Raw genomic sequence first — 23093 nt, 5'->3', positions numbered from 1 at the left:
AGAGGCCTCGATGCAACAACAACCCACAAGCCCGGGAGCCGATCAGTCCGCCCACGCGGAAGACGTGGAAGCCTGGCTCCAGCCCATTCCCGAGTCCCAGCGCACTCACAAGGTTTCAGGTCAGTTCTGGATCTGGGCCGGCGCCAACCTGGCACCGATCAACTGGGTACTGGGGGCCCTCGGAATCCACCTGGGGTTGGGTTTCGCGGACACCGTGACGGTCCTGGTGCTGGGCAACCTGATTGGCATGCTGCTCTTCGGCTGTTTCGTCCTGCTCGGCCAGAAGACCGGCGCCACTGGCATGGTGCTCGCCCGGGCGGCGTTCGGCCGGCGTGGCAACTACCTTCCGGCAGCCATCCAGGCGCTCCTGGTGATCGGATGGTGCGCCGTCAACACCTGGATCATCCTGGATCTGGTCATGGCGCTCTTCGGCACACTCGGCTGGGTGGATCCCACCGCCCACAACTACGCCTGGAAGATCGGCGTGGCCACGACCATCATGGCCGCCCAGGTAGCTATTGCCTGGTTCGGCTATAAGGCAATCGCAGCCTTCGAAAAGTGGACCGTCCCGCCCACCATCATCATCCTCGCCGTGATGTCCGCAGTGGCGTGGTTCGGCATGAAGATCGACTGGGGCTACGCCGGCCCGGCGGGCAACATCCTTGAAGGATCCGAGCGGATCGCCGCCATGAGCGCCGTCATGACCGCCATCGGCATCGGCTGGGGCATCACCTGGTTCACCTACGCCGCCGACTACTCCCGCTTCGTCAGCACCGAAGTCCCCAAAAAGAAGGTCTACCTGGCCTCCGTCCTGGGCCAGTTCATCCCGGTCGTCTGGCTCGGCGTCCTCGGCGCAAGCCTGGCCACCAACAGCGGCGAAATCGATCCCGGCAAGCTCATCGTCCAGAACTTCGGCGTCCTCGCCCTGCCCGTACTGCTGATGGTGCTGCACGGCCCCATCGCCACCAACATCCTGAACATCTACACCTTCTCGGTGGCCACGCAGGCACTGGACATCACCATCAGCCGCCGCAAGCTCAACCTGTTCGTCGGCGTCTTCTCGCTCGCCGCCGTCGTGTTCTTCATCTTCCAGGAGGACTTCGCGGCAGTCCTCGACGCCTGGCTCATCGGCCTCGTCGCCTGGGTGGCCGCCTGGGGCGGCGTGATGCTGGTGCACTACTTCTGGATCGACAAGCGCTGGCCCGGCAATCCGGAAAGGCTGTTCGACGGCGTCGGCACTAGGCGGCTCCCGGGCGTCAACTGGGCGGGCGTCACCTCCCTCCTGGTGGGCATCTTCGCCACCTGGCTGTTTATGTACGGGCTCGTCCCCGCCATGCAGGGCCCCATCGCCGTGGCCCTGGGCGGCTGGGACCTGTCCTGGCTCGCCGGCGGCCTCGCCAGCGCCGCCAGCTACGCCATCCTGGGCCCGAAGATGCACCGGAAATTCATCGAGGCCCTAGCCCCTGCCGGGCACGTTAGCACTGAGCTGACCGGAGCTTCCGCTCCCGGCACGGCAGCACTCTGATCCGAAGACCTCCCGAACTTCCCGCAACGCTAGGACAACCATGACCCTTGAAGCATTCCCCGACTCCGCCCACCCGATCACCTGGCCCGAGGGCAAGCGCGCGGCAGCATCCTTTACGTTCGACGTCGACGCCGAATCCTGCACCATCGCCCACGACCCCAAGAGCACCCGCCGGATGTCGCTGATGACCCACCAGTCCTACGGGCCCAAGGTGGCCGTTCCCCGGCTGCTGCAGATCCTCCAGCGGCAGGACATCCGCGCCACGTTCTTCGTTCCCGGCTTCACAGCCGAGTGCTACCCGGACACCGTCCGCCGCATTGTGGACGCCGGGCACGAGGTGGCACACCACGGTTACCTTCACGAGCCAATGCAGGGCATCGACGCCGAAACCGAGGCCCGCTACATCGACCGCGGGCTGGAGGCGCTCGCCAAAGCCGCCGGCGTGGAGCCGGTTGGCTACCGGGCGCCCTGGTGGGAGCTGAACTGGCACTCCGCCGGGCTCCTGGCCGACCGCGGCTTCCTCTACGATTCGAGCCTGCTCGACGGCGATGCCCCCTACCGCTTCAGCGTCGCCCCGGGTGATAGCAGGGACATCGTGGAAATTCCGGTCGATTGGACGCTGGACGACTGGGAGCAGTACGCGTTCTACCCCGGCGTGACCGGCAGCGGCGTCATCGAAAGCCCGGCCAAGGTCCTCGAGATGTGGACCCTCGAAGCAGAGGCACACCACGCACAGGGCAGCTGCTTCGTCCTCACCAACCACCCCTTCATCTCCGGCCGGCCCTCCAAAGCCGTGGCGTTGGAACGGCTCATTGAGCGGGTCAAGGGGATGGACGGCATGTGGGTGGCCACCATGGAGGAGATCGCCGAACACACCCGCAGGACGGTCCAGGAGGTCCACACCCACGCGAGGATTGATGTCCCGGCCTTCCCGGATACGGGAGCCAGGTTCACGCCGTCCTCGGTACGTGAGTCCAGGCCTGCAGCGATGGGAAGCTGAACCCAGCACAAAGGCCGCAAAGTGGTACTGCAAACCTACAAGGTGCAGTGCCACTTTTCTGCCTTTGAAAGGTCACCGACCTTTATGACCGGGCTGACGTCCATCCCTGCTGGTGCAATTTCTCAATGCCGTCCAGCAGCAAGTCAAGTGCGAACTCGAATTCGAACTGGTCATCGCAGCCCTGCCCGACGACGGCGTCTGGATCGTGGGCGGAAGCCATGGCAATCGTCAGGACATTGGGATAGCGCCGGGCCATCTCCTGGAGCATTGCCTGCCGGATCGCTTCGTCCTGCGCTTCCACGGCTCCGTCTTCCTGGCCGGCCGGCTCGTCGAACAGTTCCTGGGTGAAGCCCCACATGCGGCTGCCTATCGCGTGCATCACGTGATGCGTCAGGTCCACGGAGAAGCCGCCGTCGAGGAACATCCCGATGAACGAGTCCATGTAGGCAAGGACGCCCGGGGTCTTGTTGGTACGTGTTTCGAGGACGTGCCGGGCCCATTGATGCCGCTGAAGCACGCTCCTGGCCGCAAGGATCCGTCGCCGGACAACATCCTTCCAGCCCAGGCCCGTGGCGGGCGGATCAATCTCGGTGATGATCAGGTCGATCATGCCGTCCAGAAGCTCATCCTTATGGGCGACATGTTTATAGAGCGCCATCGGCACCACGTCGAGCTCCTGCGCAAGCCTGCGCATACTGAGCGGCGCGAGGCCTACGTCGTCAGCGAGCGCGACGGCGGCCTGCAGCACCCGGTCGCGGTTGAGGCGCACGCGCTGCGCGGCGCCCTGCCTGCTCATGCCATTGGTCCTTCCGTGTTCCTTGCACCCCTTGACCAGTGTACGGCGTACACCTACTGTTGGCTGCAGGAGGTGTACGCCGTACACCTCGCTCCGAAGCCGGCCTGGCTGGTCCGCCCGCAGAGGACCAGCAGATCGGCGCCAAGAGGAGCAGGATTTCCGATGCAGACCACAGGACAAAGTGCGACGGCGAGGGTACCGGCGGTTGCCCGCCGACGGCGCCCGGAGTGGCTTGTGCCCGCCGGCTTGATCTTCCTCAGCCTCATCCCGGTGATCGCGGGGGCTGCGCGGCTGACGGAGCTGACAGTTGGAGCCGAGGTGACAGAGCGGAACGCCAGGTTCTTCGGTTCCCCCGCTCCGGTGGCGATCCACATCGTCAGTGTCACCGTGTACTCCCTGCTCGGAGCGTTCCAGTTTGTACCGTCCCTTCGCAGGCGCCGCTGGCACAGTATCGCAGGGCGAATTCTCCTGCCGGCAGGGCTGCTCGCGGCGCTCTCCGGCCTGTGGATGGCTGTCTTTTACGCACTCCCGGCCAGCGACGGGCCGCTCCTGCTTGTCCTCCGACTCGTTTTCGGTTCCGCCATGGCGGTGAGCATCATCCTGGGACTTCACGCAGTGCTGCGCCGCGATTTCGTGGGGCATGGCGCGTGGATGTCCCGGGCGTACGCGATCGGCGTCGGCGCCGGCACCCAGGCCCTGATCCTGATCGTTCCGGAACTCCTCTCCAGCCCGCCGGACGTCACAACGAGGGCAGTTCTCATGGGCGCCGCCTGGGTTATCAACCTTGCGGTGGTGGAGTACTTCATCCGCAGGCGCTCCCTTCCAACCCGCCCAACCCTCCGTGCCCGCTGAGCCGGGATCCGCCGTCGTAAGCCCTGATTCTGCGTCTTTCCGAGACGTTCCTTGACGCTGTGCTACGCCACGTTGAGGGTTCGCGACGTTCCGTGAACGCCCGCGACGGGAATGATTGTGGCGGTGCCGGGTGCTCCGTAATCTCGTCTCAGCACCCGCCCCAGCAGAGGAACTTCCAATGTCAGAAAGCCAGGACAAGAGTCCGCAGAACCAGCAAGGCTCCACCCGCATCGTGGCCGGCCAGTCCAATACATCCAAGCGCCCCCTCGGCCTGAAGATCGGCATCGCCGCCGGAATCCTCGCCCTCGTCGGTGGTGGCGCCGCCGTCGCCTCCGCCGTCAACAGCGGCACCCCCGCAGCCGTCCAGGAGACAGCCCCCGCCGGCAACCCCGCAGCGGAACTGAAGCTGGGGTACTTCGGCAACGTCACCCACGCCCCTGCCCTGGTGGGCGTCAGCCAGGGCTACATCGCCGAAGAGCTCGGCGACACCAAGCTGACCACCCAGGTGTTCAACGCCGGGCCCGCCGCCATCGAGGCACTGAACGCCGGCGCCATCGACGCCACGTACATCGGCCCCAATCCCGCCATCAACTCCTTCGTCAAGAGCGGCGGCGAGTCGGTCAGCATCATCGCCGGTGCTGCAGCCGGCGGGGCCCAGCTGGTGGTCAAGCCGGAGATCAACTCCGCAGCCGACCTCAAGGGCAAAACCCTTGCCTCACCGCAGCTCGGCGGTACCCAGGACGTGGCCCTCCGCGCCTGGCTCACCGCCCAAGGCTACAAAACCAACGTCGACGGCAGCGGCGACGTCGCCATCAACCCCACCGAGAATGCCCAGACCCTGAAGCTGTTCCAGGACGGAAAGCTCGACGGCGCGTGGCTGCCTGAGCCCTGGGCCTCCCGCCTGGTGCTGACCGCCGGCGCCAAGGTCCTGGTCGACGAAAAGGACCTGTGGGACGGCTCGCTGTCCGGCAAGCCGGGCGAGTTCCCCACCACCATCCTGATCGTGAACCAGAAGTTCGCCGCGGACCACCCGGACACCGTCAAGGCATTGCTGAAGGGCCATGTGAAGTCCGTTGAGTGGCTGAACAAGGCGGCCGACGGCGAGAAGGCGAGCGTTATCAATGCAGCGCTCAAGGAAGCTGCCGGCGCCGAGCTGAAGGCTGACGTGATCGACCGGTCGCTGAAGAACATCGTGTTCACCGTTGACCCGCTCGCCGGCACCTACCAGAAGCTCCTGGCCGACGGCGTGACTGCCGGCACCACCAAGCAGGCCGACATCAACGGCATCTTCGACCTGACCGCGCTCAACAGCGTCTCCGGTGAAAAGACCTCGGCCGCGGGGCTCGGCAAGGAGTAACCCGCCGCGCGAACTTGCGAGGGCACCCGCTTGGCGGGGACGAAAGGTCCCCTGCCAGGCGGGTGCTTTCTTGTGGAAATCCTGCGGATTCCCAGCGCTGGACGGTTTAGCGGTCCCCTAGGCTAAAGGAGGAGTTCATCAGCGGCAGGGGCACGGCTAAGGGGGATGTCGGTGCGCGGATCCGACAAGAACGGCAGTTCATGGACGGGCGAAGACGGAGACTTTCCATCCTCGAATATTCGTCGTTCCCCCAGTGGACGGATCCCGCAATGGGCCATCGATGAGGCCTTCCGCAAGATGGAAGCGCCCAACCAGTGGCGGGGCCCCGCACCCACGCCTCTTGGACGAAAGAAGTTCAGAGTGCGGCCCAGCAGGCCGCCGCGCTCCCCTGGACGGTCAGTGCGGCTGAAGACGGTGCTGGGACTGGCCCTGGTGGCGGGCCTGTACTTTTCGCCCTCACTGTTTGACCGCTTCATCCTTCCAACCGTCCTGCCGTACCTGCCCGGTTCGCCGGTCCCACCGCCCGGTTACGAAGCAGCAGAGGCCCCGTTGGGAGCACCGCCGGTAACTACGGGTTCCACAGCGTTTGTCCTGCAGGAGTCGCCGGAACCGGGTCAAGCGTTCGTGGCTTACGACCCATGCCGGCCCATCCATTTCGTGGTCCGTCCGGAGAACGAAGTGCAGGGCGGAGACATCTTGATCCAGCAGGCAGTATCTGCAGTGTCCAACGCTTCCGGTTTCCGGTTCATCTACGACGGCACCACGGAAGAGGCACCCTCGGAGGAGCGCGAAGCCTTCCAACCGGATCGCTACGGCAAGAGGTGGGCACCAGTGCTCATCGCCTGGTCAACACCCGAAGAAACGCCCGGGCTGTCAGGAAACATCGCCGGTGACGGCGGCAGCAACTACGCCCACGTGACCGGACAACCGCTGGTCCTCGTCGCCGGACAAGTGCGCCTGGATGCCCCGGACCTCGCCGACATCCAAGCCAATCGTCCCAACGGGGATGACTACGTTCGCGCCATCGTCATGCACGAGCTCGGTCACGTCCTGGGACTGGATCACGTCAGCGATCCGACACAGCTGATGCACGCTGACAACATGGGCCTCCTGAACTTCTCGGATGGCGACCGCGCGGGACTTGCCATCCTAGGAAACGGGCCATGCGTCCCGCAGCTTTGACCACCCCACCAGGTATCAGCGAGACGGATAGTTGATATCGAAAAACTCGCCTTCCCCAAATATATGAAGTGCCTCACAGTAGTTACAGGACCTGCACCAAACCGACCGCAGCCAGTAACCAAAAGGACTTCAACGTGGAAACTCCCCTCTCCCATCTTGCCCACCTCGAGATCACCAGCCCCGACGTCGGAGCCTCGGCCCGGTTCTACGAGGAAAAGTTCGGCATGCGCATCATCGACCGCGTGGACGGCAATGTCTACCTGCGCTGCTGGGGCGACTACTACCGCTACAGCCTGGTGATCACGGAAGGACCGGAAGCGTCCCTGGGCCGGATGGCCTGGCGCACCAACTCCCAGGCAGCCCTTGAAGCAGCGGCCCAGCGCATCGAAGCTACCGGCGTTCAGGGCAGCTGGACCGCCGGCGGCCACGGCTTCGGCAAGGCCTACGAGTTCACCGGCCCTTACGGCCACCACATGCGCCTCTTCTACGACGTGGAAAAGTTCGTGGCCGAGCCTGGCTTCGAGTCCACCTACCCGGACCGGCCGGAACGCCGCAGCAGCCATGCCGCCGCACCCCGCTTCCTGGACCACGTCACCGTAGCGTCCTCCGATGTCCGCGGCTTCGCCAAGTGGCACAACGAGGCCCTGGGTTTCCGCGTCATGGCATTTGTGGACCTGGACGAAGCACCCATCACGGTCTTCTCCGTGCTGACCACCAACGAGAAGTCCCACGACCTCGGCGTCGTTCTGGACACGTCCAGCCGCGCCGGCCGCGTCAACCACATCGCCTTCTGGGTGGACGCTACTGAGGACCTGCTCCGCACCGCCGACGTCATGATGGAAAACGGCACCCCGATGGAATACGGCCCCTCCATCCACGGCGTGGGCGAGCAGAACTTCCTGTACTTCCGCGATCCGTCAGGCCTGCGTGTGGAGCTCAACTCCGGCGGCTACCGCAATTACGTCCCGGACTGGGAGGCCAACACCTGGAAGCCGTCCCTGGGCTCCAACAACTTCTACAAGAACGGCGCCATGCCGCACTCCATGACCGAATCCTTCCCGCCGGCCGAGGGCTTCACCGCCACCGAAGAAGGCGCTTCCCCCGAAATGAAGGAAGCCCTCCTGAACCCGTACGCCAAGCAGGGACGGGGCTAAAGGAATATGCCTGAAGCAACATATGCCCTCATCCGGTTCCAGGAAGCAGGCGACAGCAAGGCCCGCGCGGGCCTTCTGGTCGACGGCCGGGTCCTGCCACTGGACGGGGACGTCAACTCCCTGATCGAGCACTGGGACACCACCGAAACCCAGCTGGACGCCCTGGCCGCCTCGGCCCGCGAGGACACCGGCCTGGCGCTGGCCGACGTCGAAATCCTCGCTCCGGTGGAACCTGCCCAGGTCCTGCAGACCGGCGCGAATTACCGCAAGCACGTCATCGACCTCGCCGCCGCGCACCGCGAACCCGGCGAGGACGAGGCGGAAGTGCGCGCCAAGACCGCCGCCATGATGGACAAGCGGGCAGGCCAGGGCACACCGTACTTCTTCATCGGGCTCCCGACGGCGATCGCGTCCGCCACGGACGACCTCACCCTGCCGTCCTACTCCAAGTCCCACGACTGGGAACTGGAACTGGCAGCAGTGATCGGTAAGACGGCCTTCCGGGTCACCCCCGAGGAGGCCCTCGAGTACGTGTTCGGCTACACCATGGTCAATGACATCACCACCCGCGAGTATGTCTTCCGCAAGGACATGCCGGCGATCGGGTCGGACTGGTACCGCGCCAAAAACGCCCCGGGCTTCCTGCCCACCGGGCCGCTGCTGGTGCCCGCCAAGTTCTTCGGCGACCCGCAGGACGTCCAGGTCACCCTGAAGCTCAACGGCAAGGCGATGCAGGACGAGTGCACCTCGGACATGATCTTCGGCGTGGCCAAACTGGTCAGCGAAGCCTCGCAGATCATGCCCCTGCGCCCGGGTGACCTGGTCCTCACCGGAAGCCCGGCCGGCAACGGCGCGCACTGGGGCCGGCTCCTCCAGGACGGCGACGTTATGGAAGGCACTATCACAGGACTGGGTACCCAGCTCATCCACTGCAAGGACGAAGTCCAAACGGAAAGCAGCAAGCCGTGACCACCCAGGACACAGCACCTGTCACCACCGGCACCGGGGAATCAGCTACTGATTCCCCGGTGATCCGGCGTAAGGACCCGCTCGGCAGCATCCGCGCCATGGCCGAGGCACACAACAACTGGGGCCGCTGGGGCCAGGACGATGTCTTGGGGACGCTGAACTTCATCGACGCCGCCAAGCGCGTCGAAGCCGCAGCACTGGTAAAGACCGGCGAGGCGTTCTCGCTGTCCCAGCCGTTCGACACCAACGGCCCGCAGAAGGGCTGGCGCCGCCGCACCAACCCCGTCCACACCATGACGGACACGGGGGTGGATGCCGAGCGCGGCAACCAGGGTTTCCCGCACGGCTTCGGCGGCGCGGACGACGTCATCGCCATGCCGCTGCAGTGCTCCACCCAGTGGGACGGGCTGGGCCACATCTTCGACCAGGGCAAGGCGTGGAACGGCCGCGCCGCCGGGGACGTGGTCACCTCCGAGGGCGACCTGGTGACCGGCATCGAAACTGCCGCCGCCAAGGTCGTCACCCGCGGCGTCCTGCTGGACGTCGGCCGGGCGCTCGGCCCCGAGCTGGGAAGGAACGACGGCGAACTGCCGGACGGATTTGCCATCACCCCCGAACACCTCCAGCGGACCATCCAACTCCAGGGCCCCAGCTCAACCGTGGGCCGCGGCGACATCGTCGTGATCCGCACCGGGCAGTACACCAGGGTCCGCCGTGACGGCTGGGGCGATTACGCCGGCGGCTCAGCACCGGGGCTGTCCTTCACCACCGCACCCTGGCTGCACCACAGCGAAATCGCCGGGATCGCCACGGACACCTGGGGTTTCGAGGTCCGTCCCAACGAGTTTGACGCCGCCTTCCAGCCCCTCCACCAGATCGCCATCCCCAACCTCGGGCTGTTCCTGGGCGAGATGTGGGACCCGGACGGCCTGGCGGAAGCGTGTGCGGCGGACGGCAGGTACGACTTCCTGCTCACCGCGGCCCCGCTCCCCATCACCGGGGCGGTCGGATCGCCCGTCAACCCGATCGCCCTCCGGTAGCTTCAGTTACAACAGCAACAACCACCAGCAGTAACGCCGTCAACACAAAGGAGTCAGCGATGGCAGCAGTACAGAACGTCGGAATCGTCGGGGCGGGAGCCGCGGGACTGACCGCCGCCGTCCTCCTGGCCGACGCCGGAATCCAGGTGGAAATCCTCGAGAAGGCGGAAGCCCCGCAGACCCTCGGCTCCGGAATCACCCTGCAGGGCAACGCCCTGCGGATCCTCCGCCAGCTCGGCGTGTGGGACCAGGTGGAGGCGAAGGGTTACGGGTTCAGCACCCTGGGCCTGCGCGCCCCGGACCCCGCCGGCACCGTCATCGCGGTCCTCGAGGACATCCGTACCGGCGGCGAGGACCTTCCCGCCACCATGGGCATGTACCGTCCGGACCTCACCGCAATCCTCCGCGAACGTGCCGAGCAGGCCGGTGCACGGATCAGCTACGGCAGGACCGTCACCGGAATAACGGACGACGACGGTTCCGTCACCGTGAGCACCGCCGACGGCGGCAGCGCCACCTACGACCTCCTGATTGGCGCCGACGGCCTGCACTCAGCCGTCCGCAAGGCCATCGGCATCGACGTCGAACCCCAGCCCACCGGCATGGGCATCTGGCGCGCCTTCGTGGAGCGGCCCGACGAGGTGGTGCGCACCGACCTGACCTACGGCGGCCCCTGCTTCATCGCCGGCTACTGCCCCACCGGCCCCGACACCATCTACGCCTACCTGGTGGAGAAGGCCCAGGAGCGCGAGCACGAGGACGGGCCCCGCATCATGGCCGAACTCGCCGCCGCCTACGGCGGGCCGTGGAAGGAAATCCGCGCCAACCTGGACCAGAGCGCCCGCATCAACTACACGTGGTTCACCACCCACCTGGTGGACGGGCCGTGGAACCGCGGCCGCACCGTGATCATCGGCGACGCCGCCCACAGCTGCCCGCCCACGGTGGCGCAGGGTGCAGCCATGGCGCTGGAGGATGCGGCTGTGCTGGCTGAGCTGCTGATCCAGGCTGACGACCTCACCGAAACCCTGTGGAAGGAATTCACTGACCGCCGGCTGGACCGGGCCAAGGCAGTAGTCAACGCTTCCGTCCAGCTGGGCCAGTGGATGCTCGACGGCGTCCGCGACGCCAACGTGCCCGGCCTGATGAACTCGCTGTCCACCATGCTGAAGGAACCCGCATGAGCACCCTTTCTGCTCAAGCGCCCACCGTGGATGTCCACGCCCACGTCCTGCTTCCGGCCCTGCAGCAGCTCGCGGCCGAGGCGGATCCCGAGGGCTTCGGCGCCCAGCATGCCCTGGAGGTGCGGCGCAACGGGCCGGAGTCCATGGCCGGGTCGGGCAGGATGATCAAGGAGCGCTGGCCGCAGCTGACGGACCTGGACCGCCGGCTCGCTGACATGGATGCCCAAGGCGTGGACGTGCAGCTGGTCTCGCCGTCGCCGTCGCACTTTTACTACTTCGCAGGTGAGGAGCTGGCCCTCAAACTGGCGAAGGCCGCCAACCAGGCGGTGCGGGAGTTCGTGGACCGCGCACCGGACCGGCTCAACGGCCTGGGCCTCGTTCCGCTCCAGCACCCTGCCCTGATGGTGGAAGCCCTGGAGCATGCAGTGCTGGAATGCGGCCTGCTGGGTGTGGAGATCGGTTCATTCGCTGCCACTCCGGAGGATCCGGAACGCAGCACCGTGGAACTGTCCGACCCCCGGCTGGAGCCGTTCTGGAGCCGCGCGGAGGAACTGGGCGCCCTCGTATTCCTGCACCCGTTCGGCTGTTCCCTGGATGAGCGGCTGGACCGCTTCTACCTGGCCAACACCGTCTCCCAGCCGGCGGAAAACGCGGTGGCCCTGTCCCACCTGATCTTCAGCGGAGTCCTGGACCGCCACCCGGACCTCAAGGTTGTGGCTGCCCACGGCGGCGGCTACCTCCCCACCACCCTGGGCCGCTCGGACCACGCCTGGAAGGTCCGGCCGGAGGCACACGGCTGCGCCCAGCCGCCGTCGTCGTACCTGAAGAAGCTGTACTTCGACTCGCTGGTCCACAGCCCCGCCGAACTGCGGGCCCTCGTGGCGGCCGCCGGCCCGGAGCAGGTGCTGCTCGGCTCGGATTACCCGTTCGACATGGGATCCGACCTCCCTGTGGACGAGGTGCAGGCTGCCGGACTTCCTGCCGACGACGAAACCCAGGTTTTGGGCGGCAACGCACGCACCCTGGGCATCACCGCGGCGGCCGCCCTGACCGCCCAACGCAACGCTTAAGGAACACGCATATGGTCAAGATTGCACGCTGGAACCACGACGGCGGGACGCAGTCCGGCTTTGTGGACGGCGGAAACTGCTTTGCCCTGCCAGCAGGCCAGGGCGTCCAAACCCTGTTGGACGCCGGACTCGAGGAGACGCTGGCACTTGCCCGTCAGGTGGTTGGTTCCGCTGCTGCCGTTCCGCTGGCGGAGGTGCGTCTGCTCGCCCCGCTGGTGCCGGCCACCATCCGGGACTTTGTAGCGTTCGAGGAACACGTCGAAGGCGTGCGGAAGAGCATCGACGGCGTGGCCGGCGTGGTGCCCGAATGGTACGAGGCGCCCACCTTCTACTTCACCAACCCGCACACGGTGACGGGCACCGGCGAGGTGATTGGTATTCCGGCGGGCTGTACGGACCTGGACTTCGAAACGGAAGTGGCCGCCGTCGTCGGACGCGTTCCCGGCAGCGGCGGACGCAACCTGACTGCCGCCGAGGCACATCAGCACATCTTCGGCTACACGGTGCTTAACGACTGGTCCGCCCGGGACCTGCAGCGCCGGGAGATGAAGGTCAGCCTGGGGCCGTGCAAGGGCAAGGACTTCGCCAACACGCTGGGGCCTTGGATTGTCACCGCGGACGAGTTCGAGGACCTGCATGACGCCGAGGGCTTCCTGCCGATCTCAATGGCTGTGGAGGTCAACGGGGAAGCCATCGGCCAGGACCTGCTGTCCAATATGGGCTGGCCGTTTGCCGAACTGGTGGCCTACGCCTCGCAGGACTCCGTCGTTCGGCCGGGCGATGTCCTGGGCTCCGGCACCTGCGGCAGTGGCTGCCTGGCCGAGCTCTGGGGCCGGAACGGTTCCAAGACTCCCCCGCCGCTGAAGACCGGCGACGTGGTGCGGATGACGGTGGAAGGCATCGGCACCATCGAGAACACAGTCGGTGCCCGGCGCGAGGCCGTGACCCGCGTTCCCGCCCGGACCCGTCCGCGCAACCGGGTTGCCGCTGCGGTTCCTTCCGGAATCTAGCGTGGTTTCCTTTCAGCTCGACGGCCGGACTGTGGTGGTCACCGGCGCCGGCCAGGGCCAGGGCGCCGCCGAGGCGCGCCTGCTGGTGGAGGCCGGGGCGCGGGTCATCGCCACGGACCTGGCGGCGGATATGCCTGCCGGGCTGGTGGGATCGTCTTCGGCCGCGCCTTCTTCAGGTGCGCTGCTGTACCGGCAGCTTGATGTCGCCGATGCCTCCGGCTGGTCCGGCCTCGCCGCCTGGATCCAGTCCCAGGGATGGCAGGTGGACGGGCTGGTCAACAATGCCGGCATCACGCGGCGCAGCCGGCTGCTCGAAGCCTCGGTGGCCGATCTGCAGAAGGTCTATGAGGTGAACGTGACCGGAAGCCTGCTGGGGATCCAGGCGCTCACGCCGTTGATGGGGACCGCGGCCTCGATTGTTAATGTCGGCTCTGTTGCAGGTCTGACGGCCCACTATCCCGTGGCGTATACCGCCAGCAAGTGGGCGTTGCGCGGGCTGTCCCAAGTGGCGGCCATGGAACTCGGGCCGCGCGGGATCCGGGTAAATACCGTCCATCCGGGCTTTATCGAGACACCCATGACGGCGGGCGCGAAGCCGGAGTTCAGGCGCGCCACCCTGGCCGAGACCCCGCTGGGCCGCGCCGGAAGCGTGGAGGAGGTGGCCGCCGTCGTACTCTTCCTCCTCAGCCCGCTCTCTTCCTTCGTGGCGGGGGCCGAGATCCCGGTGGACGGCGGCCAGTCCGGCCATGGCGGCGCGAAGTCAATCTCCGACGCCCTGCGCTAAGAAGCCCCTGAGCTGACAGCCCCCGCGGGAATCAGCCCGGCAGCACAGCCGACCAGCCGCCGTCGACCATCAAATTGGCGCCGGTGACGTAGGAGGCCTCGTCGGAGGCGAGGAACAGGGCGCACTTTGCCACTTCTTCGGGCGCGCCGATCCGGCCCAGCGGGATGCTGCCGGCGATGGACCGCATCGGATGGTCCGGCGCCAGGAGGTTGCCCTTGGTTGCCGCGGTACGGATCATCCCGGGGCTGACAGCGTTAACGCGTAGTCCATGCGGCGCCCCCTCCGCCGCAAGCTGTTTGGTCATGGCCACCACCGCTCCCTTCGTAGCGGTGTGGCCCACCGGCCGTTGGTCATGGAGCCGGTGACCCCCGCTGTGGAGCCCACCAGGACAATGGCGGCGTTTGAAGCCTGGATCAGCTGTGGCCAGAAGTACTTGACCGGCAGGAACACCACGTCCATCTCGTGTTCAATGTTCCATTTCCAGTCATCGAAGGTGAGTTCCCCCACCGGTGCGAAGCGGGTGACTGCGGCGTTGGCGTAGAGGACGTGGACCTGGCCGTGCATGGCGGCGACATCAGCAGCCCAGGCCGCCACGGCTGCCTCGTCCGTGAGATCCACCCGGCTGCTGCTCATCCGGCCCCCGGCGGCGGTGACCGCCGCGACCGTGGCCGCGGCGCCGTCGTCGTCCATGTCGCAGCCCACCACCAAGGCCCCTGCCTCGGCGAAGGCGAGCGCGGCCGCCCTGCCCTGGCCGCTGGCCGTTCCGGTGATGACGGCAGTCTTGCCGGCCAGGCGCTGGCTGGAGACAGGCATAAAGAGTCCTTCCGAAAGCGTGTTTCTTCGACTTTCGCAGGGATGGGCCGGACGGGGAACGGCCCTTTGGGTCTAGGTGGTATCCGCCGCGTGGATAGTCAAGCGGAAAGGTTCAGCTTTCATCCATCGGCCTCGCCTGCCGCCGGTGCAGCGGCATCGCTGGCCAAAGCTTGCCGCCGACGGTAGATCTGGACCGCGATGGCTGTGGGAATCACGGCCAAAGCGGTGATCCGCATCCAGGGCCGGTCCAGGACATGGCCGGTGAGCGCATCCAGGGAGAAGGGCCCGGAACCGCCAATAGTGAACGCCGTTGCTGCCAGGCCCAGCACGGCCGGGTACTCGAGGCCGCCCTCTTGGGCGAAGAAGCCGCTCGGGGCGTGGACGCTGGCTGCGACTCCCATGGTGGTTGCAGCGGCGGCGCCGGCGGCAGGGGTGGCGAGCCCCAGGCCCAGGGCAAGGCCCGCTCCTGCTTCACCTACGCCAGCGAGGACGGCACTGGGTTTTGCGGGACGGAACCCCATGGCGTGCATGCCCTGGCTGGTTCCTTCAACGCCTCCACCGCCGAACCAGCCGAAAAGTTTTTGGGTTCCGTGGGCGATGAGCACGCCTCCGAGACCGACCCGGAACAGGGTCTGCGCGGCGGCCGCCGCCTCAGGGCTGGTGGTTACATTGCTCATAAGAGTCCTCCTTGGTTGTCTGCCTACGCTGCCAGCTCGCGTTGGGCACGATTCTACGTCTGCGGGGCGGCACGGTCACGGGAAGAAAATGAGTCAGGAGACGCTGCCGGCAGCTGGCACAAGCCTTGGATCTAGATGGCATCCGCCCCATGGATGGCCACCCGGTGTGGGCTAACGGGGAAGAGTTCGTGAAGCCGCGCGCAGGAGCGCTGGACCACGGACCGCAGCCACACGCTGGCCGGGTCCTCCGCCTGGGACGGGTGCCAGTACATGGCCTCCACCAGGGACGCCTCGATCCCGCCGGAGAACTCCAGCACCACGATGTCCGCGCCGCGCTGCGCCCGACCGGCCAGCATCCGCGGGACGAGCGCCACAAGGTCGGTGCCTTCGACCAGGAGCGGCAGGGACAGGAAGCCGGCCACCACGGCCGCCACCCGGCGTTGGATGCCCCGGGACTCGAACAGCTTGTCTGCCGGGGTGCTGATGCCCTCGCCGAAATAGCCGACGGCGTGCGGCACCGCCGTCAGGTCTTCGAGGGTCAGGCGGGGCTGCTGGAGCAGGGGGTTGCCGGCATCGGCCACGGCCACGAAGCTGTCGCGGAAGAGCTGCTTGCTGGCTCCCTGCATCTGGTACCCCGTAGGCCCCACCAGCAGGTCGATCTTGGAGTAATCGGCCATCTGACCCTGAAATCCGGAGCCGGCGGTGGGAACGAAGTCCACGGACACACCCGGCGCTTCTTCCCGCAGAATCCCCCGCAGCGGCCCCACAATCAGCGCTGCCGCATAGTCCGAGGCGGCGATGATGAACTCACGTTCGCTGGTCGCGGCGTCGAACCCGGACCGCACGCGGGTGGCCCGCTGGATGTGCAGCATCGCTTCATCAACCAGCGGGACCAGGGACTGGGCAAAGGGCGTGAGGTCATAGGTGCGCCCGTTCCGGACCAGGAGCTCGTCGTCGAAATGGCGCCGGAGCCTGGCCATCGCGGCGCTGGTGGCTGGCTGGCTGAGCTGGAGCCGCTCCGCCGCCCGGGAGATGTTGCGCAGTTCCAGCAGGACCTGAAGTTGGGGCAGCAGGTTCAGGTCCAGGTTCTTCATACCCACAGGTTATCCGTGCCCGTAGTTCCGCCCTTCCAAGGGCCGGCTAATGACTGACTGGCACAATCCGCGGTCCCCGGACCAGGACCGCGAGGAGGGCCACCGCGCATCCGATACCCAAAGCGCCCAGCGCGAAGCCGAGGCTGCCCAGCGCCGCCGCAGCCGCGCCCAGGACGATGGGAGTCAGGAACTGGCCGATGAACAAAGTTCCGGTCCAGATGCCGGTGCCGCGGCCACGCTGCTGGTATTCAAGCCCGTTTACAGCCCAGGTCAGGAGGGTGGGCAGCAGGACACCCGTTCCCGCGCTGGCAATGACGGCACCGGCAATCGCCAGCGGAACATTCCCTGCGACGGAAACGAGTGAGAGTCCCACGGCGGCCAGCCCGAAGGCGAGCGCCAGCAGGTTCTTCGTGCCCAGCTTCGCCAGGAAGCGGAAGGAGATGGCGCCGGCCGCCGTGGCGAGGGATGCGATGGCCGCGGCGAGGCCGATGAGTGCTGCGTCGGCAATGCCGAGGCCGGTGATGACATACGGCAGGTGCACGATGAGGGCGTAGAACACGATCCCGCCGAACAGCGTCACTGCGGCCGGGGCGCCGATCTGCCGCCACGGCACCGGCGTCCGGACCGCAGCGGTGCGCTGGCTCCGTGCCGGCTCCCACAGCTTGAAGATCATGGGGATAACGATCACGGCGCTGGCCGCGTACAGCCAGAACGGCGTCCGCCAGCTGATGCTGCCCAGGGCACCGCCGAGGGCAAAGAACGCCGTGGCGGCGAGCGCGCTGACCATGGTCTGAAGGCCCAGGTACTTATTCCGTTGTTCGCCCTGGTAGTAGTCGGTGAGGAGGGTGGTGCAGCACGTCATAATCGCGGCTTCCGCGATGCCGACGCCGACACGGGACACTGCGATGGACTCCAGGCTGGTCAGCCACAGCGGCGCCGTCCCGAAGGCGGCGTAGGCCAGCATGGCAAAGACCAGGAGCTGCTTCCGGCCGACGCGGTCGGCAACATAGCCGGCCAGTGGTGAGAAGAGTGCCACGAACAACGCCGGCAGCGTCAGGGTGAGCGGTACCAGGATGGCCACGCCGGGGGTGCCCGCAAACACCTGGCTTAATGTCGGCAGGATGGGCGCCAGCAGAACGGCGCCCAGCACCGGCATGCAGCTGCCGGCAACAAGCAGGGCCGCCTGGAACCGCCCGGCCGGACGCGTCTCCGCGGGGCAGGCCGTCCCGTTCCTGGCGGTACCCGCGAGCTGAATATTCTCCATTGCATCTTCCTTAGCCTCTTGATGGTCACGGAGGGGACGGCACCGCTGGGGCACCGAAAGTGACTTCCCTCACTGTGGCAACACTGGGGCTATCGCGGAATCATGGATTTGGGATAGCTGGTATCCACGGGACGGATGGACGCCACGGACACCCAAGGGCAGCGGGTGGCCCGGAAGGGTGTCAGGAACCCAGTTCCTCGGCCACCTTCCGCGCACCGCGCACCGCGAGGGCAACGCTCATCAGGGTGGGGTTCATGGCCGTCGCCGTCGGAATGAGCGCGTTGCCGCCCACCACCAGGTTCTCGTAGCCCCACACCCGCGACCACGGATCCGCCACGGAGGTGCCGTCGTTGGTTGCGCCCATCCGCATGGTGCCCTGGTAGTGCAGGCTGGAGCCGTTCGGCATGAGGCGTGGCTCGGCAACAAAGACGCCAAGGGCCTTGCCTGCACGTCGCAGCCGCTCGGTAGCCTGAGCGATCTCCGTTTCCTCCCGCTCAGTGAGCGCATATTCGATGGTCATGTTCGGGAAGCCGCGGTAGTCCGGCTCGTTGTCGTCAAAGGTGACGGCGTCCTCGTAGCGCGGGTGCTTGCGCAGGCCATAGCCCATGTTGACGTAGCCCCAGCGGTTCTCCGAGTACGGGGTGCCCGGCTCCATAGGAAATGGCGTGGTCTCGGTGTACATCACCTGGACCGAGAAGGGGTGCTCGGGTTCGGAGAACGGGATGCGGTTCACTGCCGCCACCGGATCCGCCGGATTGAGTGAGCGGCGTGCCAGCTCGGCCTTGAGGTCCTCTTCCCGCGCGTAGCGTCCCATCTTTTCGGCATCCAGCGCCACCGTGGAGATGACCACGGGATGCTCGGTCAGGTAATGGCCCAGTGCCTTCGGACGGACGCCCGATGCCCACAGGAGCTGCGGGGAGCGGAAGGCATCCGCTGCCACCACAACGATGTCAGCTGCCACGAAGGAGGCCTCCCCCGTGCGCAGGTCCTGGACGGTGACGCCGGTGGCGCGGCGTCCCTCCAGCTCAACGCGGCGGACCAGGGTGAGGTCACGCAGTTCGAACTGCTTCGAGAGGGGGCTCTCCTTATCGATCAGCGGTCCGAGGACGACGTCGGCACCCGCCCAGCGTACAGACCCGTCCGGCTGCGGGTCCCCGGCCACCGGAAGGGTGCCCACCCCGTAGCCGTCCGGCAGCTCCGCGCCGAACTCTTCGTCGAGGAGGGTACGAATGGCTTCGCCGACCTTGGAATCCGCGAAGGCGGCGCTGTGGACGTGCAGCAGCTGCTTGGCGTCCTCAACCAGCCCGTCCCACTCGTCATCAGCGATGAAGGGGATCTTCTCGCTGAAGGCGGGCGACGGCGTGGCGCAGGTCCAGTGGGCACCCTGGCCGCCCACGTTGGTGGCGGCAGCCGCGGCCGGGAAAGAGGGGGCGTGGGCTGAGCCCGCGCCGCCGAAGTCAAGGAGGTGGGTCCCTTGGCGGGCGGTGAACATGCCCTCCGTGACGGTGGATGCCGGGATGCCGAGCGATTCCCGGTAGGCGCCGGCCTGCGGCCCCTGGGACATTTCACGGGCACGCGCCTTCTCGGCAGGGTCGGGGATGTTGCGGACGCTCTCGCCGGGGACCCCGGTGAGCTGCGGCCCGGCTTCGAACATCACCACCCGCGCGTCGGGGACCTGCTCCAGGAGCACGCGTGCGTAGGCGGAACCGATGGGCCCGCTGCCGACGATGGCGATAGTGGGGTTGGACATGATGTCTCCTTTGAAATCAGGCCGAGAGGGATTCGGACGGCGTGTTGGGAGCGGGAACGGGTTCGTCGGAGAGGCGGCCGTGCGGAAGCAGGACCGCCGCGACAATCCCCACGGCGTAGGTGGCCGCCAGTGCGATGAAAATGGGGGTGAAGACTGAAGTGTAGATCTGTGCCACGCTGGCTTGGATTGCCGGCGCGGCCCCGTGGACCAGTTGCGGCGTCAGGGTGGAAGCATCGAGGCCTGCCGGCAAAAGAGCCGCGACGCTGGAACCGATCACCGCGCCGATCACCGCCGTCGCCACTGTGGACCCCACTTGCCGCACCAGGTTGATCGTTGCCGTGATGGTGCCGGTCTGGCTGGCCGGGGCAGCGCCCTGGACCACGGCGACGATGAGGCTCATAAACGCCCCCGTGCCCATCCCCACCACAGCCATCACCATCATGGGAACCCACAGTGGAAGGCCCGCCGGCAGCATGGCCATCACAAAAAGCCCGGCGGCTCCCATCGAGGTTCCCAGGATCGGGAAAACCCGGTACTGCCCCGTCCGGCTGGCCAACCATCCGGTCAGCACGTTGCTGATCAGCATCCCGAACACCGTGGCGATAGGGACGAGGCCGGAGACGGTGGCGGTGGTCTGGTAGGCCATCTGGAAGTACGTGGGCAGGTAGGCAGTGATGGAGAAGAGGCCGACGCCGATAATCGCCGAGAGTGCGGTTCCTGCCGCGATGGTCCGGTTGGCGAAGACATGGAGCGGCACGATGGGTTCGGCGGCGCGGCGCTCGATAAAGAAGAAGGCAACGAAGCCGACGATGCTGACGGCGAGCGCGGCAGCGGTGGCGGGACCTGCGCTGCGTTCGGCAGCCCAGGTAACGGTGAGAACGAGCGCCACGAGGGCGGTGGTGAACACCGCAGCCCCGGCAACATCGAAGTGGCGGGGCATGGGGCCGGGCTCCAGGTGGGGGACGGCGATAAGCGCAAGGCCCAGGGCCGCCACTCCCACCGGAATGTTGATCCAGAAGACCCACTGCCAGCCCCAATAGTCAGTGATGGCACCGCCAAGAACGGGGCCTACCAGGATGGCGATGGGGAAAGCGGCGCCAATGATGGCCATGTAACGCGGACGTTCCCGCTGGGTGGTGACGCGGGCAATGATGGTCTGGGACATCAACTGCAGGCCTGCTGAACTCATGCCCTGCAGCACGCGCGCGCCAATGAGCCAGGCCATGTCCGTGGCGAAGCCGCAGGCCAGTGAGGCGGCCAGGAACATCACCAGCGAACAGATGAAGATCCGGCGGGCTCCCAGCACGTCACCCAGCTTGCCGAGTACCGGCAGCAGCACGGTGCTTGCGAGGGTGTAGCCCACAACCACCCAGCTCATCAGCTGGAGTGCCCCCAGCTCACCGGCAATGGTGGCGAGGGACGTGGACACAACCGTGTGGTCCAGGGCCCCGAGGAAGGAGACCGAGAGCAGGGAAACAACAAGGAGACGGAGTCTCAAAGGCGAAAGTGGCATAGTGATCTACCCGAACGATCGGGCCGTCGACGCGACGAGCTGTGCCTCCGCCGCACCATCACTGCGGAGAACGGGTCCGGTAAGAACCCCGGCGCCGCTATCCATGATACTCCACTTTGGTCTGAAAACAACATAAGAATGCTTGGATTCGACGCGCGCTCTGATCGGCCGGCTATGCATCGAGCAAGGCCCGGGTCACGACCGCATCCTGAAGCAGTTCGTCCAGGTCAGCTACGGGCCCATCCGCCAGGCAGGCCTCGAGAGCCCGGCGGAGCGCCAGGCGCGCGGACGATTCGAAGCGCTCGGGAGCCCGCACCGCCCCTTCGCCAGTGAAGGTCTCCACCCGGGTCAGCCCGGCAGGCTCGTCCACGGTGACTTCAGTCCGCACCTCGCCGAGGGCCAGCACCTGGAGCAGGCCTCCGGCGTGAAGGCCTCCAAGGGGAGTCCCCATTACAGTGGCGGGGACCGAACCACGGGCGCCCTCCGAATCCAGAAGTGCGATCCTGCCCCGCGCGGTGGCAATGCCCGCCCTGAACTTCAACGGCCCTCCGGCCAGGGAACGGATCCAGCCAACGCCGTCGAGGATGATGCCGTCAAGACCGGCAGCGGGACCGGCGCATTCAACAGTGACCATACGGGCCGAACTGCCGCGCCTTGCCCGGACTGCATCGGCAACAACATCGGGGCGGAGGCGGGGGCGTTCAACGATTACCGGGATGCCGCCGGGCCAGCGCTCCGATTCACCAGCTCCCCCCGGAAGGACCACAGGATCCGCAAGCACCACGGCGCACGCTCCCCCGGCGCGGGCGGCCAGCATGCCCTGCCACCAGTCGCCGGTTCCGGGCACTACTGCCACCGCCCCCTTCACGCCGTCCGCGAGGGCAGCACCAAGGGGAAGCTCGGCAACAGCGGCCGTGTAGGCAGGCAACGCCGTGAAGACGTTGACCGCTCGTCCTTGACTCATTGGGGCACCCCCTCAAGGATTTTGGCTGCGGCAGCGTCCGCCAGGTCGATGGCATGGTGTGCGTCAGCCAGCAGTTCGTCGTACTCCACGGGGGCATCGCCTTGAAGGAGTGAGGCAAGCGAGCGCCACTCGGCCACATAGCCGTCTTCCTGATCGCGCGGATACTCCGTCCACTGCCCGTCCACGCTTCGCACCCGGATGGCAGCGCTTCCGGCATGGACAAAGGCGGGCGGGAAGTTCACTTCAATGCGGTCGTGGGACGTGGCGATGGTCATCCGCCACAGCGCATCCGGCCCCTCGGGAAGCATGGTGAGCGCCAACTGGACAAGAACTCCGCCGGCCCGGTACCCCACCAGGTAGCCGATCGGGGAAACAACCCGCGCATAGACAACCTCGTCGATGCCGGGCGCGATGTCCCTCACCGCAGGAAGGTCATGAATCGCGAGGCCGGTCAGCAACTGCCGCAGGACGCCGGCCGCCACGGCAGGGTTGCCAAGGTCCGGGCGTCCCCGCCTCGCAGCCTGGAAGGGACCGCCCTCGACCACCAGCCGGTGGTACCTGTCATTCGGCGGAAGCGCCAGCGTCACCGAGATGGCCTGCACGCGGCCCTCAAGGGCCACAAGATGGTGCTTCGCGCGCCCCCACGCGGCGTCAAACAGGTGGTTCGTCCCCACCAGCAGGATTGCGCCTGCGGCCCGGCATGCAGAAACAACATCGTCCGCTTCCTCCCGGCTGGTGGCCAGCGGCTTCTCGCAGAAGAAAGCGCGCTTTCCCGAGCTCAGTGCCGCCAGGATTTGGCGGGCATGTTCACTGGGCGGGCTGCAGATGGCAACCAGATCCACGGCCGGGTCCGCCAACAGGGCCGCCTCCCCCTCGGACCAGCGGGCGCCATGCCTTTCGGCCAGGCCCCGGGCCCGCCCGCTTCCCGCATCGGCGATATGCACCACCTTGAACAGGTTCGCAAGCCGCCCGAGCACCGGCACGTGAAGTGCCGCGACACCCGGCCCGGCCCCAATAATCCCTACGCTCCAAGGCATTGTCGCCTCCCCTCTTCTGTCACTATTATTCATAAGTCAGGGAACTTCTGGCTATAGT

22 protein-coding genes are annotated in these 23093 nt (G+C 66.7%); 12 read left to right on the top strand and 10 right to left on the bottom strand.

The window, feature by feature from the left end; genetic code table 11:
* Positions 1 to 10 precede the first annotated feature (10 nt).
* Positions 11 to 1525 (top strand): purine-cytosine permease family protein, encoded by a 1515-nt coding sequence (locus FBY31_RS14805; RefSeq protein ID WP_142042499.1) that lies wholly within the window; start codon positions 11 to 13, stop codon positions 1523 to 1525.
* A 40-nt stretch (positions 1526 to 1565) separates the two neighbouring features.
* Complete coding sequence (locus FBY31_RS14800; RefSeq protein ID WP_142042496.1) at positions 1566 to 2525, top strand: polysaccharide deacetylase family protein; 960 nt, start codon at positions 1566 to 1568, stop codon at positions 2523 to 2525.
* A gap of 82 nt (positions 2526 to 2607) precedes the next feature.
* Here the strand turns inward: FBY31_RS14800 and FBY31_RS14795 are convergent, their stop codons facing one another.
* Positions 2608 to 3321, bottom strand: coding sequence for a TetR/AcrR family transcriptional regulator (locus tag FBY31_RS14795; protein WP_142042493.1), 714 nt, complete (start codon positions 3319 to 3321; stop codon positions 2608 to 2610).
* A 162-nt stretch (positions 3322 to 3483) separates the two neighbouring features.
* On the opposite strand from FBY31_RS14795, the gene FBY31_RS14790 reads away from it, so the two are divergent.
* The 10 genes from FBY31_RS14790 (at position 3484) to FBY31_RS14745 (ending at position 13923) form a co-directional block, all read left to right on the top strand.
* Complete coding sequence (locus tag FBY31_RS14790; RefSeq protein ID WP_142042490.1) at positions 3484 to 4173, top strand: DUF2306 domain-containing protein; 690 nt, start codon at positions 3484 to 3486, stop codon at positions 4171 to 4173.
* A gap of 178 nt (positions 4174 to 4351) precedes the next feature.
* Positions 4352 to 5530, top strand: a complete 1179-nt coding sequence (locus FBY31_RS14785) for an ABC transporter substrate-binding protein (protein WP_142042487.1) — start codon at positions 4352 to 4354, stop codon at positions 5528 to 5530.
* A 399-nt stretch (positions 5531 to 5929) separates the two neighbouring features.
* On the top strand, positions 5930 to 6712 hold the full coding sequence (locus FBY31_RS14780; RefSeq protein WP_235013073.1) for a matrixin family metalloprotease: 783 nt from the start codon (positions 5930 to 5932) through the stop codon (positions 6710 to 6712).
* Between the two features lie 134 nt (positions 6713 to 6846).
* Complete coding sequence (locus FBY31_RS14775) at positions 6847 to 7866, top strand: VOC family protein (RefSeq protein WP_142042484.1); 1020 nt, start codon at positions 6847 to 6849, stop codon at positions 7864 to 7866.
* Positions 7867 to 7872: 6 nt separating this feature from the next.
* A complete protein-coding gene (locus FBY31_RS14770; RefSeq protein WP_142042481.1) occupies positions 7873 to 8835 on the top strand; it encodes a fumarylacetoacetate hydrolase family protein in 963 nt (320 codons plus the stop codon).
* Positions 8832 to 9875, top strand: a complete 1044-nt coding sequence (locus tag FBY31_RS14765) for a cyclase family protein (protein ID WP_142042478.1) — start codon at positions 8832 to 8834, stop codon at positions 9873 to 9875. The genes FBY31_RS14770 and FBY31_RS14765 overlap by 4 nt, the downstream gene beginning before the upstream one ends.
* A 59-nt stretch (positions 9876 to 9934) precedes the next feature.
* Positions 9935 to 11059: an FAD-dependent oxidoreductase gene (locus tag FBY31_RS14760; protein ID WP_142042473.1), complete on the top strand. Its 1125-nt coding sequence runs from the start codon at positions 9935 to 9937 to the stop codon at positions 11057 to 11059.
* On the top strand, positions 11056 to 12129 hold the full coding sequence (locus FBY31_RS14755; RefSeq protein ID WP_142042470.1) for an amidohydrolase family protein: 1074 nt from the start codon (positions 11056 to 11058) through the stop codon (positions 12127 to 12129). Before FBY31_RS14760 ends, FBY31_RS14755 begins: the two co-directional genes overlap by 4 nt.
* A gap of 11 nt (positions 12130 to 12140) precedes the next feature.
* On the top strand, positions 12141 to 13139 hold the full coding sequence (locus FBY31_RS14750; RefSeq protein ID WP_142042468.1) for a fumarylacetoacetate hydrolase family protein: 999 nt from the start codon (positions 12141 to 12143) through the stop codon (positions 13137 to 13139).
* A gap of 1 nt (position 13140) precedes the next feature.
* On the top strand, positions 13141 to 13923 hold the full coding sequence (locus tag FBY31_RS14745; RefSeq protein ID WP_142042465.1) for an SDR family NAD(P)-dependent oxidoreductase: 783 nt from the start codon (positions 13141 to 13143) through the stop codon (positions 13921 to 13923).
* A gap of 31 nt (positions 13924 to 13954) precedes the next feature.
* Here the strand turns inward: FBY31_RS14745 and FBY31_RS23555 are convergent, their stop codons facing one another.
* The 9 genes from FBY31_RS23555 to FBY31_RS14705 form a co-directional block, all read right to left on the bottom strand.
* Entirely contained in the window at positions 13955 to 14227 is a 273-nt protein-coding gene (locus FBY31_RS23555; protein ID WP_268815647.1) for an SDR family oxidoreductase, read from the bottom strand.
* Complete coding sequence (locus tag FBY31_RS14740; RefSeq protein WP_268815646.1) at positions 14224 to 14736, bottom strand: SDR family NAD(P)-dependent oxidoreductase; 513 nt, start codon at positions 14734 to 14736, stop codon at positions 14224 to 14226. Before FBY31_RS14740 ends, FBY31_RS23555 begins: the two co-directional genes overlap by 4 nt.
* Before the next feature lie 119 nt (positions 14737 to 14855).
* Positions 14856 to 15413 carry a DoxX family protein gene (locus FBY31_RS14735; RefSeq protein WP_142042462.1) on the bottom strand — a complete coding sequence of 186 codons (558 nt, stop codon included), beginning with the start codon at positions 15411 to 15413 and terminating at the stop codon, positions 14856 to 14858.
* A 131-nt stretch (positions 15414 to 15544) separates the two neighbouring features.
* A complete protein-coding gene (locus FBY31_RS14730; protein ID WP_142042459.1) occupies positions 15545 to 16507 on the bottom strand; it encodes a LysR family transcriptional regulator in 963 nt (320 codons plus the stop codon).
* 46 nt (positions 16508 to 16553) lie between these two features.
* On the bottom strand, positions 16554 to 17771 hold the full coding sequence (locus FBY31_RS14725) for an MFS transporter (protein WP_142042456.1): 1218 nt from the start codon (positions 17769 to 17771) through the stop codon (positions 16554 to 16556).
* Positions 17772 to 17952: 181 nt separating this feature from the next.
* Complete coding sequence (locus tag FBY31_RS14720) at positions 17953 to 19521, bottom strand: GMC oxidoreductase (protein ID WP_142042453.1); 1569 nt, start codon at positions 19519 to 19521, stop codon at positions 17953 to 17955.
* A gap of 16 nt (positions 19522 to 19537) precedes the next feature.
* A complete protein-coding gene (locus tag FBY31_RS14715; protein WP_235013072.1) occupies positions 19538 to 21019 on the bottom strand; it encodes an MFS transporter in 1482 nt (493 codons plus the stop codon).
* A 187-nt stretch (positions 21020 to 21206) separates the two neighbouring features.
* Complete coding sequence (locus FBY31_RS14710; protein ID WP_142042447.1) at positions 21207 to 21998, bottom strand: hypothetical protein; 792 nt, start codon at positions 21996 to 21998, stop codon at positions 21207 to 21209.
* The gene (locus tag FBY31_RS14705) at positions 21995 to 23035 is read right to left on the bottom strand and encodes a Gfo/Idh/MocA family protein (protein WP_142042444.1); all 1041 of its coding nucleotides are present in this window, start codon (positions 23033 to 23035) and stop codon (positions 21995 to 21997) included. Before FBY31_RS14705 ends, FBY31_RS14710 begins: the two co-directional genes overlap by 4 nt.
* Positions 23036 to 23093: the final 58 nt, after the last annotated feature.

The sequence above is a fragment of the Arthrobacter sp. SLBN-100 genome (assembly GCF_006715305.1).
Taxonomy (GTDB): Bacteria; Actinomycetota; Actinomycetes; order Actinomycetales; family Micrococcaceae; genus Arthrobacter.
The sequence above is the reverse complement of the archived record's forward strand: the minus strand, read 5'-3'. Positions and strand labels throughout refer to the sequence as shown.